Annotated in this window: 14 protein-coding genes; 12 read left to right on the forward strand and 2 right to left on the reverse strand. The window is 60.0% G+C overall.

The genetic code is table 11. The annotated features are described in order from the left end of the window. Nucleotides 1-25 precede the first annotated feature (25 nt). Nucleotides 26-1036 (reverse strand): RluA family pseudouridine synthase, encoded by a 1011-nt coding sequence (locus JJ889_RS05330; protein ID WP_291892317.1) that lies wholly within the window; start codon nt 1034-1036, stop codon nt 26-28. Between the two features lie 79 nt (nt 1037-1115). On the opposite strand from JJ889_RS05330, the gene JJ889_RS05335 reads away from it, so the two are divergent. The 4 genes from JJ889_RS05335 (at nt 1116) to JJ889_RS05350 (ending at nt 5592) form a co-directional block, all read left to right on the forward strand. Then, nucleotides 1116-2807: an alkaline phosphatase D family protein gene (locus JJ889_RS05335; protein ID WP_291892320.1), complete on the forward strand. Its 1692-nt coding sequence runs from the start codon at nt 1116-1118 to the stop codon at nt 2805-2807. A 193-nt stretch (nt 2808-3000) separates the two neighbouring features. Next, on the forward strand, nt 3001-3675 hold the full coding sequence (locus JJ889_RS05340; protein ID WP_291892321.1) for a hypothetical protein: 675 nt from the start codon (nt 3001-3003) through the stop codon (nt 3673-3675). Nucleotides 3676-4195: 520 nt separating this feature from the next. Next, nucleotides 4196-4672, forward strand: a complete 477-nt coding sequence (locus tag JJ889_RS05345; RefSeq protein ID WP_291892324.1) for a MarR family transcriptional regulator — start codon at nt 4196-4198, stop codon at nt 4670-4672. Further along, nucleotides 4672-5592 (forward strand): S41 family peptidase, encoded by a 921-nt coding sequence (locus JJ889_RS05350; protein ID WP_291892327.1) that lies wholly within the window; start codon nt 4672-4674, stop codon nt 5590-5592. The genes JJ889_RS05345 and JJ889_RS05350 overlap by 1 nt, the downstream gene beginning before the upstream one ends. A 75-nt stretch (nt 5593-5667) precedes the next feature. Here JJ889_RS05350 and folE read toward each other — a convergent pair whose 3' ends face one another. After that, nucleotides 5668-6285, reverse strand: a complete 618-nt coding sequence (gene folE / locus JJ889_RS05355; protein ID WP_291892329.1) for a GTP cyclohydrolase I FolE — start codon at nt 6283-6285, stop codon at nt 5668-5670. 222 nt (nt 6286-6507) lie between these two features. On the opposite strand from folE, the gene cysS reads away from it, so the two are divergent. The 8 genes from cysS to JJ889_RS05395 all read left to right on the forward strand — a co-directional run bounded on the left by cysS (nt 6508) and on the right by JJ889_RS05395 (nt 13592). Further along, a complete protein-coding gene (gene cysS, locus JJ889_RS05360) occupies nt 6508-7893 on the forward strand; it encodes a cysteine--tRNA ligase (RefSeq protein ID WP_291892332.1) in 1386 nt (461 codons plus the stop codon). A 3-nt stretch (nt 7894-7896) separates the two neighbouring features. Continuing rightward, nucleotides 7897-8160 carry a hypothetical protein gene (locus JJ889_RS05365; protein ID WP_291892335.1) on the forward strand — a complete coding sequence of 88 codons (264 nt, stop codon included), beginning with the start codon at nt 7897-7899 and terminating at the stop codon, nt 8158-8160. Between the two features lie 92 nt (nt 8161-8252). After that, a complete protein-coding gene (locus JJ889_RS05370; RefSeq protein WP_291892337.1) occupies nt 8253-8495 on the forward strand; it encodes a hypothetical protein in 243 nt (80 codons plus the stop codon). A gap of 35 nt (nt 8496-8530) precedes the next feature. Then, nucleotides 8531-8977 carry an iron-sulfur cluster assembly scaffold protein gene (locus JJ889_RS05375; protein ID WP_291892340.1) on the forward strand — a complete coding sequence of 149 codons (447 nt, stop codon included), beginning with the start codon at nt 8531-8533 and terminating at the stop codon, nt 8975-8977. Nucleotides 8978-9137: 160 nt separating this feature from the next. Continuing rightward, the gene (gene yidD, locus JJ889_RS05380) at nt 9138-9494 is read left to right on the forward strand and encodes a membrane protein insertion efficiency factor YidD (RefSeq protein ID WP_291892342.1); all 357 of its coding nucleotides are present in this window, start codon (nt 9138-9140) and stop codon (nt 9492-9494) included. Further along, entirely contained in the window at nt 9491-11422 is a 1932-nt protein-coding gene (gene thrS / locus JJ889_RS05385) for a threonine--tRNA ligase (protein WP_291892344.1), read from the forward strand. Before yidD ends, thrS begins: the two co-directional genes overlap by 4 nt. A gap of 68 nt (nt 11423-11490) precedes the next feature. Further along, the gene (locus tag JJ889_RS05390) at nt 11491-12654 is read left to right on the forward strand and encodes an O-antigen ligase (protein ID WP_291892345.1); all 1164 of its coding nucleotides are present in this window, start codon (nt 11491-11493) and stop codon (nt 12652-12654) included. Next, complete coding sequence (locus tag JJ889_RS05395) at nt 12654-13592, forward strand: glycosyltransferase family 2 protein (RefSeq protein ID WP_291892346.1); 939 nt, start codon at nt 12654-12656, stop codon at nt 13590-13592. Before JJ889_RS05390 ends, JJ889_RS05395 begins: the two co-directional genes overlap by 1 nt. The last annotated feature ends 3 nt before the right edge of the window (nt 13593-13595 follow it).

The following is a 13595-nucleotide window of genomic DNA, read 5'->3' on the forward strand; positions in this document are numbered from 1 at the left end:
AGATGCAAGGGGAGAGGCTAGCCGATCACAGTCGTTCCAGGAATTTTTCCAGCCGCTGCATGTCCTTGGGCATTTCGGCCTCGAAGCGCATCTGCTCGCCCGTCACCGGATGTTCAAAACCCAGTATGGCCGCGTGCAGGGCCTGGCGGCGGAATTCCTTGAGCTCGCGGCCATTGTCGCTGGAACCGATAATACCGCCGCGGCGGCTTCCATAAACCGGATCACCCAGCAGCGGACAGCCGATATGGGCCATGTGCACGCGGATCTGGTGCGTGCGTCCCGTCTCCAGGCGGCATTCCACCTTGGCCGCCAGGCCCGTGCCGATGGCGGCATTGGGGGCCTGACCGAAACGCGCCAGCGTCTGGTAATTGGTGATCGCGTGTTTGCCCGCCTCGCTGTGGGGATCGTGCGGCACCTCGAATTTCTTGCGATCCTTGGACGAGCGCACCAGCTGGGTCTCGATGCGTCCGGCCTTGGCCTTTGGCATGCCCTTGGTAAAGGCGATATAGGCGCGCTCGACCGAGTGTTTTGCAAACTGGTCGGTGAGGCCCTTGTGCGCCGCATCCGACTTGGCGACCACCATCACGCCGGACGTGTCCATGTCCAGCCGGTGGACGATACCCGGACGTTCCACGCCCCCGATGCCCGACAGTGAGCCTGCACAATGATAGAGCAGGCCATGCACCAGCGTGCCGGTCCAGTGGCCCGCTGCCGGGTGCACCGTCAGGCCGGAGGGTTTCATGATCACGATCAGATCCGCATCCTCGTGCAGGATGTTCAGATCCATCTTTTCCGGGATCGGCTTGTCCGGGCGCGGGGCCGGAATGGTCAGCGCATAGGTCGAGCCGGCCTGGACCTTGGCCGAAGGGTCTTTCAGCATTTGTCCGTCAACGCTCAGCCGTTCCTCCTCGATCAGCGCCTTGATGCGCGACCGGGAGAGCTCTTCCCAGCTGTTGGCCAGCCATCGATCCAGCCGCTGACCCTGGTGTTCGGCCTCGGCTTCGATCTCGCGGATTGTGTTTTCTGCATCGCTCATTGGAAAGCGACTAGCCTTGCTGTCGCTTGGGCGCAATATTTGCGGTCTAATAGATGCGTGATTTGTGCAGGGGGAAATGATGGAAAAGATCAAGCTGACGCGCCGTGGCGCACTTCTGGGCGCAGCCGGTGCCGGCCTCGCGGTTGGGGCCTGTTCCGAGCGCATTGATCGTTTCGAGCCGCCGACCGAGGGACATTTCCGCCACGGTGTGGCCTCCGGCGACCCTGACCAGACCAGCGTCATGCTGTGGACAGCGCTGAGCGATGATGGCGGTGGCTATCGCGGCGTGGAACTGGCCCGTGATGCGGAGTTTCAGGACATCATCTTCGAGCAGGGTGAGACGATCATGTATGTCGTGCCCCAGCCGCTGGGCACGCTGAAAATCTTGGCGGAGGGCCTGCTGCCGGGGATGACCTATTTCTACCGCTTCCGATTGAACGACGATTATTCGCCTGTCGGCGTGACGCGCACGCTTCCGGCGGGCGGTGTCGAGCAGTACCGGATTGGCGTCTTTTCGTGTTCCAACTTCCCGGCCGGACATTTCAACGTCTATCGCGAGGCCGCTGAAAACGGCGAACTCGACCTCGTTCTTCACCTGGGCGATTACATCTATGAATACCCGGCCGATGGCTATGCGTCCGCCAAGTCTGTCGAGCTCAATCGCGTGTCCGATCCGGTGCACGAAATCGTGGAGTATGCCGACTATGTGGCGCGCCACGCCCAGTACAAGTCGGACCCGGACCTGCAGGCTCTGCATGGCGCCGCGCCCTGGATCATGGTCTGGGATGATCACGAGACTGCCAATGACAGCTATGCCACCGGGGCGGAAAACCATGATTCCAGCGAGGGCGACTGGTATGAGCGGCGCGATGCCGCCGTGCGGGCCTGGTATGACTGGACCCCGTCACGCGAGCCGGCAAACCTGATTGATCGCCGCGGCGTGTTCGAGATCGGCGATCTGGCGACGTTGTGCATGCTGGAAACCCGCCTGACCGCGCGTTCCGAAGTGATGGATTACGAGGATTTCCCGATCGATCCCAATTCGGAGATGACCGAGGAAAACTTGGCCATCGTCGCAAACTGGAAACGTGACGAGATCGGCGCCGATGATCGCGAGCTGATGGGCGCGCAGCAGATCGCCGACGTCCAGGCCGCCTGTGCGGCCTCGGTCCAGGCGGGCAAGCCGTGGCGTATCCTGGGCAATCAGGTGATCATGAGCCGGGTCAATTTCCCCGATTTCACCACTGAAATGCCGGGCTGGCTGCGCTGGGTGGCGACACGTGACAATGAATTCGCGCGGCGTTTCATCAATTCCACCCGTTTCGAGATCCCGTTCAATCTGGACATGTGGGACGGTTTCCCCGCCGAACGCGAGCGCCTGTTCGCCGCCCTGCGCGCGGTGGATGCCGACGTCATCACGGTCACCGGCGATGTGCATTCTTTCTGGACCAATGACCTGGCCGACAATGACGGCAATCGCGTGGGCACCGAGTTTGTCACTGCCTCCGTCACAAGCCCGTCGCCCTTCTCCAGCTTTGCAGCGCCGGGTGTGGACTATGGCGAGATGATGCGAGAGGCGAACCCGGCGGTCAGCCACTGCAACATGACCGATCACGGCTATATCCGCATGACCCTGACCCCCACGGTGATGGATGCGGAATATGTCAGCGTCTCCACCGTGCTCAAGCGCAATTATTCCGCAGCTGTGGAAAGCGCATGGCGTTTGACGCGTGATGGTGCTGGGGTGCCGGAGGTGGAGCGGGTTGGTTAGGGGTGTCGGAGACAGAGGTGTTTTCGTACGCGTCTCGCTGTTGGGCAAACGTCTGGGGATGGGCTGAGCCGTGAGAATGTGCCTGGCCCGGTTTTTCAGTCACGGGCTAGTGGTTCAGGCTCGCACTCTCGCCGCACTATTCATCGTTGCCGGGAAGTGTTTCCCGCATGTGAAAAAACTGAAGGTCTAGTGAATGCAGGATACGTTTTGGATCATGCGTCCGGCGACATCGTTCTATGATTTTGTCGCTCACGACAGGCATGTGTTTCTACCCAATCTTGGAAGCTTCGACGACGTACTTGCACCCTACCGAGCGCTGCGGGATCTGACTAAATGGGGTGGAGAAGCACTATTTGGTGGCCTGAGCGAGGTAGAGCTCAACCTCGATGATTCCTTTCGCCCAAACTTGATCTGGGAAGCGGGGGTTCATGTGTTTTCGGAGAAACTTGTGAATGCTCTGGATTGCGGGTCAGACACCGTCTGGCACGTGCCTGTGGTTGACTATAGGGCGATGGAAAGGCGGTTGGGCCAGCGCTATGATCTCGCCCTGGTTCTTCCTTGCAGGGAAGCGGTCGACCTTGAGCGTTCGTCGGTAAAGCTTTTGGAGATTCCCGACAGGCCCAGAAAGCTCGACGCCATTGGGGAGTCGTTTCCAACTATTCCAAAGGTGGTTGTCCAGAGCATGGAAACATTGGTTCCAAATGAACAGCTAGACGTCGAAGTCGGTTTGTTTCGTGATTCAATAACTGGGTCACTCTGCGTCAGTGAGAGGTTGGCTAAGCAGGTTGTCGAAGCCGGGATCAGTGATGTTCAATTTGAATCGATGTCTTTTGTCGCGGGAGAGCCGCGAAAGTTGAGACACGAGTAATTGGGGACAGACACACTTTTCGGGCCCTGAGGTTTTGGCCAGTACAACGCGTTTCCCCGAACGTGTTCCGAAGCCCGACATGCACCGGTGGAAGTGAAAGACAACAAGCGACCCTCATCACCGTCACCCCGATGAAGATCGGGGCCCAGTTCGAAGGGTGCCGGTGTTTCAGGTGATGATGCTTTCTGGAGCATGAACGAGCCTTACGAACTGGGTCCTGACCTTCGTCAGGATGACGGGGTGGGGTGGGATAGACGCAGAATACTTCAATCCACCGTCATCACCCGGCTTGTCCGGGTGACCTCAGCTAACCTGTCAAAAGGATAGTCGAGGTCCCCCGGATGTCTGCTGCGCAGCCACCGTGGGATGACGGAAGTATTGGGGAGACAACGCATTCCCCCGAGCATGTTCCGGGGCCTGGCCTGAGCCGGCGTAGGTGTGTCTGTCCCACTTGAAGTTCGGGAGTTGACATCAGCGCGGCCATTCCATAAGCATTTATATAAGGGCTTATGGAGTGCTTATGACCCGCGTCAAACAAACCTTTGGAACCCAGGTTCGCCGCTTGCTGGAATTGCTCGATGGCGATGTCGTCAAATTCTATGAACAGGCCGGGCTGGACTATCGGCCGCGTTATACGCCGGTCATGCGCCTCTTGTTGCGCGAGGGGGCGATGACGGTGGGCGAGCTGGCGAACAGGTCCGGCCTGACCCAGCCGGCGGTCAGCCAGACCCTGCGCGAAATGAAAAAGGCGGATCTGGTCGTGGATGCGAAATCCGAGGATCGCCGCCAGCGCCGCATCGCGCTGAGTGCCCATGGCGAGAGCCTTCGCGAAACGCTGGAAGGCCAGTGGGCTGCGACGCGCGAGGCTGCAGCGAGCCTGGATGAGGGCCTGGCCTATCCGCTGTCCGACCTTCTGGCCGAGGCCATTGAGAGCCTGGAGGCCGACCCTTTCGCCGACCGTATCCGGCGTGCCCTGAAAACTGAGGAAGACAAGTGATGTTGAGTATGTTGATCGCGCTCGCCGCCAATCCGGTGTGCGAAACCCCGCTGGAACTGGCTGCCGAGCTGAGAGAAGTCGTCGCCGAGCAATATGTGATCCCGGAAGTCGGTGCGCGCGCCGCCGCGGCGATCACGGATGAATGGGTGATCGAAAACCTGGATGCCGAGGAATTTGGCCGCGAGCTGACATTTCACCTGCGCGACGTGACAGGCGATCTCCACTTCATGTTCGACTTCTTTGATCCGGATGCGCCCGAGGAAGACTGGGAAGCGACCTGGGTCGCCAATGCCCCGGCCACGAATTTCGGTGTCCAGCGGGTCGAGGTGATGGAGGGCAATATCGGCTATCTGCGCCTGACCGGTTTCCACCATACCGACATCGCGGGTGAGACCTATCAGTCGGCCTTCCAGTTTCTCTCGCACTCCAGCGCGCTGATTATTGATGTGCGGGGCAATCCGGGCGGAGAGGGCGCTTCGGTGGATGCCGTGCGTCGGTATGTACTGGGCCGTGACGACTATCCGCGCCTGCAATTCGTCGATCGCCATGGCGTTGACCACTCAGAGGAATGGTTTGGCGAATTCGAGCCCCTGCACCTGCCGGTTCGGTACGGGGCGGACAAGCCGGTCTATATCCTGGTGGACGGGGACAGTTTCTCCGCTGCGGAAGCGCTGTCCTATGGCCTGCAGACGGACGGCCGCGCTGTGGTCGTGGGGGCGGCGACAGGCGGCGGTGCCAACCCGCCGGAGACTTTCGACCTGGTCTGCCAGGTCCGCGCCTGGCTGCCGACCAAACAGCCGATTGACCCCCGCACCGGCACGAACTGGGAAGGTGTTGGCGTGCAGCCGGATATCGAGGGCGGTGAAGACGCACTGGCCACGGCGGTTGTTGAGGCGCGCACGGCATTGGGCCTGGAATAGTCACGACGCTGATCCGGCACAAAAAAAGGGCGGCTCGATGGAGTCGCCCTTGTTTCTTGTGGGAGGTCGAAACCTCTAGGCTTTTTCAACCAGGCGCAAGAAGCGGTTGCGCAGGTCGGCGTCGGTCTTGAACTCACCGGTGAACGTCGTCGTGATCGTGGAGACGTTGGAGTGGTGAACACCGCGCGTGGTCATGCACTGGTGCTTGGCGTCGACATAGACGGCCACGCCGAGCGGCTCCATGGCCTCGGTCAGGGCGTCTGCGATCTGCGCGGTCATGGTTTCCTGGGTCTGCAGGCGCTTGGCAAAGATCTCGACGACGCGGGCGATCTTGGAGATCCCGACCACGGCCTTGGTTGGCAGATAGGCGACATGTGCCACGCCCAGGATCGGCGCGATATGGTGTTCGCAATGGGATTCCACGTCGATATTCGTCAGCATGACGATGTCATCATAGCCCTGCACATCTTCAAACGTCTTGCCAAGGACAGCCGCCGGGTCGTCCTTGTAGCCAGAGAACCATTCCTCATACGCCTTGACGACGCGTTTCGGGGTTTCCACCAGACCCTCACGGTCCGGGTCATCACCGGCCCAGGAGAGAAGGGTCCGTACGGCTGCTTCCGCTTCTTCGCGGGTCGGTCGGGTTTTTTCTTCCGCAGGGATGCGGGCATCTTCAGGTGTCATGGCGTCCATTGAAATGGATCCTTTCGTTGACGGGTCGGCAGGACTTGTACGTCGCTGTCGTAGTTCCGGTTTCCGGATCGGGGACTGGCTCAAGACTTTTTGCAGTCCGGGCCTGAAATCCTCCGGTTTCGCGCTCTCACGCTTCAGGCTATGTAGGGCGTCTTGGTGGCAAATCCAATCGAATTGCCGCATGACAACTATTTATTTTTTCAGTCCACGACGGATTTTTCCATGACCGCGCTGACCCTGTACGACACGCTGAGCCGCCGCAAGAGGCCCTTTGAACCGATCGACCCCGAGCGTGTGACCCTCTATGTCTGTGGTCCAACCGTTTATAACTACGCGCATATTGGCAATGCGCGCCCGGCCGTCGTGTTTGATGTCCTCGCCAGCGCCCTGCGCCATATCTATGGCGCGGACAAGGTGATCTATGCCCGCAACATCACCGATGTGGACGACAAGATCATCGCGTCCTCCAGGGAAACGGGTGAGCCGATCGAGGCGATCACGACACGTTATGCCGAGATCTATCGCCAGGATATGGGCTCTGTCGGCGTCGCGATGCCGGATATCGAGCCACACGCCACCCAGCATATCCCGCAAATGGTGGCGATGGCCGCCAAGCTGATCGAGGACGGCTTCGCCTATGAGGCGGAGGGACATGTCCTGTTTTCGGTGAATTCCTTTGATGGCTACGGCAAGCTCTCCCGCCGTTCACTGGACGACATGATCGCCGGCGCGCGGGTCGAGGTCGCACCCTACAAGAAGGATCCGGCGGACTTCGTGCTGTGGAAACCTGCGGCTGATGACGAGCCGGGCTGGGAGAGCCCCTGGGGTCGTGGTCGTCCGGGCTGGCACCTGGAGTGTTCTGCAATGACGGCGGAGCACCTGGGCGAAACCTTCGATATCCACGGTGGCGGTGTCGACCTGGTCTTCCCGCACCATGAAAACGAGATCGCGCAATCCGTCTGCGCCCATGGCGGCAAGGCCATGGCGAACTACTGGATCCACAATGGTTTCCTGACCATGGGCACCGACAAGATGTCGAAATCGCTGGGCAATGTTCAGCTCGTGCACGACCTGGTGAAGGAGCATCCGGGCGAGGTGCTGCGCTATGCGCTGCTGACCGCGCACTACCGGGCGCCGCTGACCTGGACGAGTGACCTCCTGGCCAAGACGCGCCGCTCGCTCGACCGGATCTATGGCGTCCTGCGTCGCCTGGCAGATGTGGAAGCGGCCGACGTCACCGCGCCCCAGGAATTCCTGGATCAGCTGTTTGATGATCTCAACACGCCCAAGGCCCTGTCCGTCCTGTTCCAGATCGCGTCCCGTGCCAACAAGGCCGAGACCGAGGAGGAGCGGGCCCGCGCCAAGGGGGAACTGCTGGCCGCCGGCGCCCTTCTGGGCCTTGGCCAGGGGGATCCGGATGCCTGGTTCGGCCTGACCGATATCGACCCGGCCGAACGCGAGCAGATCGATGGCCTCATCGCTGCCCGCAACCAGGCGCGCGCCGACAAGGACTGGGCACGGGCCGACGCGGTCCGCGACGAGCTCAACGCGCTCAACGTCCAGGTCGATGACGGCCCGGAAGGCTCGACCTGGCGGAAACAGGAGTAGGGCATGTCGCTTTGGGGTTTCAACGTCATGGTCCAGGCTGAGGACGCTGTGGGTGCCTGTTTCATCACCTTTGGCGTCATCGCCGGGGATGAGCAGCAGGCGGGCATGCTGGCCGCTGGTTCCGCGCAGGCGGAAGGCTATTGGTCGGTCGAGGTCGAGGAAGTCTGGACACCGGACGATCTCGACCCGGCCGATATCGGCGATATCGCCGAAGTCCTCGGTCGCACCGAGCCGGTCTATCTGGACGAGCAAGAGATCGCCGATTGATGCTGTCCGGGCATTTCGTCGCAAGCCTCAAAAAACGTTGGTCCTTTTAACGAACCAGTCTAGGTTCATTAGACGGTCTGAGGGATAATTTGATGACTGTCTTTGATGTCCTGCTCACCGGTGCCGATGACAAGGGCCGGTTCAATGCTATCTATCGCGTGATGTCCTTTGACGAGGACAGCGCTGTGACCCTGTCGCGGGCATCTGCAGCGCTGGCGGATTATGCCGTGCTGGATGCAAGCATTCATGCACGCGACCTGGACCTTCCGGATGGTCCGACCGATTTTCCGCGTGTGCTCAGCCATGGCCAGCGGGAATATATCGCGCTGAACTGATAGCCACAGGCGATATCCTCGACTACATAGACCCCATGATCGACGATCTCTATTCCAGCGATGTTCTGCGGCTGGCCGCAAACATCGAGCACATCGGACGCCTTGATGCGCCGCACGCCCGCGTGCGCCGGGTGTCGCGCCTGTGCGGATCCGAGCTGGAACTCGATCTTGTGATTGATGGCGGTGTTGTTGCCGACCATGCGCTGCGGGTGAAGGCCTGCGCGCTGGGGCAGGCGTCCGCGGCGGTGCTCTCGGCCCATCTGCGTGGTGCCAGCCTAGACGACGTCACAGCGGCGCGTGACGGCTTGCTGGCGATGCTGAAATCGGATGGCCCGGTGCCCGAGGGGCGTTTTACCGAACTGGCTGCGCTGGACGGCGCACGTGAATACCCGGCCCGGCACCAGTCCGTGATGCTGGCTTTTGAAGCCGCCGTTGAAGCCTTCACAACAGCCACTGAAACAACCACCCGGTTGACTGGATAGGGCTGTTCGTCCCGGCCGTGCCGGCAGGGGGAGCGAACGGTCCGAAAAGACAAAATCATCACAGGAAAAACAGTGGCAAATCGCGCCCGAAACAGGTCTAGAGTGGACAGGGCGCACATCAGCGTTAAAAGGCTTGCATGACATGTGTTCGCACGAACGAATGAAGTCTGCCAAAGGGCCGCTGAGCTGGCTCATGATCGCCGCCTTGCGCGTCTATCAGCTGACGCTCTCGCCCGTGTTCTACGCGATCGGCATTCGTTGTCGACATGAGCCGACCTGTTCGGCCTATTCGATGCAGTCGATCCGGGAGCAGGGGGCATGGCGCGGGTTCTGGCTGACTTTTGGTCGGCTCGGCCGGTGTCGCCCTGGCGGCACGTTCGGCTTTGACCCGGCCCCCGTGGACCGAACCGCTTCACCCTGGTGGAAAGTCTGGGCCTTCCGGACGGACCTGCCAGATACGAGACCCGAGACGCTGTATTCGGCTGGCCACGCCGAGCATGAGGACAAAGAGAAATGATCAAGATCACGCTTCCCGACGGCTCTGTACGCGAGCTAGAAGATGGCGCCTCACCGCTGGATCTGGCCCTGGGGATTTCCAAATCCCTGGCCAAGGCAGCGCTGTTTGCCAAGGTCAATGGGCAAGATTGGGACCTGAAACGTCCTTTCGAGGGGGACAGCGACGTCGCGCTGATCACCAAGAAGGACGAGGTCGAGGCCCTCGAATTGGTACGTCACGATACGGCGCATATCCTGGCGCAGGCGGTTCAAGACTTGTATCCCGGAACGCAGGTCACCATCGGGCCGGCCATCGAGAATGGATTTTATTACGATTTCGCGCGCGAGGAGCCGTTTTCGACGGAAGACTTTGAAGCGATCGAAAAGCGGATGCGTGAAATCGTCGACGCGAACTTACCCTTCGAGCGCGAGGTCTGGGATCGTGATGAGGCAATTGCGAAGTTCAAGGAGATGGGCGAATCCTTCAAGGCCGAGCTGATCGAGGACCTGCCGGCCGGTGAGCCGATTACCATCTATCGTCAGGGCGAGTGGTTCGACCTGTGCCGCGGTCCCCACCTGCCGTCCACGGGCAAGATCGGCAAGGCGTTCAAACTGATGAAAGTGGCGGGCGCCTATTGGCGTGGTGACCATCGCAATGCCCAGCTGCAACGGATCTATGGCACGGCCTGGCTGGATGACAAACAACTCAAGGCTCACCTACACCGCCTTGAAGAGGCGGAAAAGCGTGATCATCGCCGCCTTGGAAAACAGATGGGTTTATTCCATTTCCAGGAAGAGGGGCCGGGTTCTATTTTCTGGCACCCGAATGGCTGGTCGCTGTTCCAATCTTTGATCTCCTACATGCGCAGGCGACAGGAAAACGCCGGCTATGTTGAAATCAACACGCCAGATTTGCTGGACTACTCCCTGTGGGAGACCTCTGGTCACGCCGAGAAATTCGGTGAGAACATGTACTCGACGGTTATGCCGGATGATCGGAAATATGCTCTTAAACCCATGAACTGCCCTGGTGGAGTTCAGGTGTATAACTTTGGTCAGCGTTCCTACCGAGAGCTGCCACTACGTATGGCGGAATTTGGCAAGGTGCATCGTTACGAACCGTCGGGAGCCTTGCACGGGATGATGCGCGTGCGACACTTCACGCAGGACGACGCACATATATTCTGTACACCTGAACAGCTGCAGGACGAGTGTCTGAAAGTCGTCGATCTGATCCTGGATATCTACAAAGATTTCGGCTTTGATGATGTTCGCATCAAATTCTCTGATCGCCCGGAAGCGCGCATCGGTGATGACGAGGTCTGGGACAAATCGGAAGCGGCACTCAAACATGCGCTCGAAGCGACGGGACTACCCTATGGTTACAATCCGGGTGAGGGCGCGTTTTATGGCCCGAAACTGGAATTTGTCCTGCGTGATGCGATCGGCCGTGACTGGCAGTGCGGAACGATCCAGGTGGACTTCAATCTTCCGGAACGATTTGACGTGACGTTTACGGGGGAGGATGGTGCAGATCATCGCCCGGTAATGCTCCACCGGGCACTCTTTGGATCGTTGGAACGCTTCACGGGCATTTTGATTGAGCATTATGCCGGCAAGCTGCCGTTCTGGCTGGCGCCGCGCCAGATCGTGGTTGCGACGATTACCTCGGACGCTGACGGGTATGCCGAGGAAGTCCGCCAGGCCATGTCCGACGCCGGACTGCGCGTGGAAACGGATCTGCGCAACGAGAAGATCAATTACAAGGTCCGCGAACACTCGGTCGGCAAGGTGCCGGTCATCGCGGTGGTTGGTCGCAAGGAAGCCGAGGAGGGCGCAGTCGCGCTGCGCTTCCTGGGCGAGGAAGGCCGAACGCAGGAAGTCATGTCCCTTGCGGACGCCATTGCCCAACTGGGCGACAAGGCCACCCCGCCGGATCTCAAGCGCTAGTCTGGTTTAACTGAACGGCGAACCGTATGACACAGGACGAAGCCCGGGTCGGTATTGTTGGATGTGCCATGTTCATCCTGGCCTACCCGGCCGTCATGGCAGGGGGGCTGTTGATCGCACCGATCATGGCCCTGGCGGCCATGGCCATCACGCCATTGCGGCCTGCGTCCTGGCGTAGCGTCAACCGGAACTGGGTGATGGTTCCGGCAGGGCTGTTTCTGGTCTGGGCGTCGTTGAGCTTCCTTTGGTCGTCGCATGATGACCCCCAGCAAATTCCGAAACTCCTGTTCGGCGTACCGCTATACGCGCTGTTCGCTTACCGGGTCGGGCAGCAGTCCGGCATCTGGCGTGCCCGTATTGAGGCGGCGCTGATCTTTTTCGCATTCGGTGCCTCGCTGTTCTTCTTCTTCGAGGCGATGACCGATGGCAGCGCGACGAAGGCCTTCAAGACAGGCGCCGAGGGCCTGAGCGGGGCAGCACACGACATACAGTTTGTCGTCAACCGCTCCCTGGGGCATGGCGTGGCCCCCTTGCTGCTCGTCGGCGGTCCCGCTGTCTTGCTGAGCTGGCAAAAGGGTGGGCCATTGCTTGGTGGTATCCTGGCAGCGCTGGTTTTGATGGCAGCAGCGAGTTTCGAGATGCAGGTCAACGCGGTTGCGCTCCTGGCTGGCACGCTCGGAATGGCGTTCGCGTGGTTCTTCCCGCGCCAGACCGTTGCCATAACGCTGGGAGGGTTGGCCGGCGCGGTTCTGGCGATGCCTCTGGTCTTGCCTAACCTGATCGGGCTAATTCCTGAAGGTGCGCGCGAGGTTTTGCCCCTCTCGTGGGTCTGGCGCATCGAGATCTGGACCTTTGCTTCAGAAACGGTCTGGCAATCGCCCTGGTTTGGACACGGCCTTGATGCGTCAAGGAATTTCCAGGCTGATATTGAGATCCCCGGTTATGAAGTCAGTGCCCTGCCATTGCATCCTCACAATGCCGCGCTGCATGTCTGGCTGGAGACCGGATTGGTGGGTGCAGGGCTCCTCGCAATCGCGCTGATTGGTCTTGGTGAGCGACTGAACGCCGCGAAATCGCTCACCAAATTTCAGGCTATGGCAATCATCTGGGTGGTTTTAGTCTATGCAAGCCTGCTGCTTTTCTCTTATGGTGCGTGGCAGGAATGGCATCAGGGGGCAGTCGCACTGGCGACTACGGCGGTTCTGCTGCTGCGCTCAGGGAAGTCAGTGTGATGGTAAGTGAACAACGACTCAGCGTTGTCACCGTGTCCTGGAGAACAGGCAAACGGCTTATGGAATCGGTGAAGTCCGTGCTGGCGGCGCCGAATGTCGACGAGTTTGTTCTGGTCAATCATGACAATCCGGACGAGGTGGTGGCCGAGCTGCGGGACCTTGCTGCGGAAAACCGGAAATTCACCCTGCTGGAAACCGGAGAAAATCTGGGTTTTGGTAAAGGCTGCAATATCGGAGCGGAAGCGGCGAGCGGTGATCTTCTCCTCTTCCTCAATCCGGATGCAGTTCTGGTGCCTTCAACAGCCGAGCGCCTCAAGGAGAGCGCGCGTCGCATGAATGGTGGCGACTGGATCATCGGTGGCCGTATTCTCAACAATGATGGCACGGAACAGCGTGGTGCGCGTCGTGGTGAGCTGACACCGGTCAGCGCGGCCAGCAGTTTCATGGGGCTGGACCGGATTTCAGTCGGACCGCACTCCATTCACTGGGAAAAGGACCCGCTGCCTGAGGAGATGATTCTGGTCCCGGCGGTCTCCGGTGCTGCAATGATGATGCGCCGTGATGTTTTCGAAAAGATCGGCGGTTTTGACGAGCGCTATTTTCTGCACGTCGAGGATATCGACCTCTGTCGAACGCTTCGGGAGCATGGTGGCGAAGTCTGGTTCGAGCCTCGCGCGGATATTCTGCATTATGGCGGCACGAGCGAGAGCAGCCCGTGGAAGGTCGAAACCCACAAGGCGTCTGGCTTTGTGAAATATTTCTGGAAATTCTACCCCGGGCCGCTGCAGCGCGCAGCGACATTGTTGCTCAGCGGGCCGATCTTCCTGGCAATCTGGGCGCGGGTGCTGTGGATGGATGTTCGCAGCAAGCTCGGTGGCCTGTTCGGCAGGTCCGCAAAGTCCACCGAGGGCGAGCACACCAACCAGGCTGCCGAATAGGCC

Source organism: Maricaulis sp. (assembly GCF_017643475.1).
In the GTDB taxonomy this organism is placed as follows: domain Bacteria; phylum Pseudomonadota; class Alphaproteobacteria; order Caulobacterales; family Maricaulaceae; genus Maricaulis.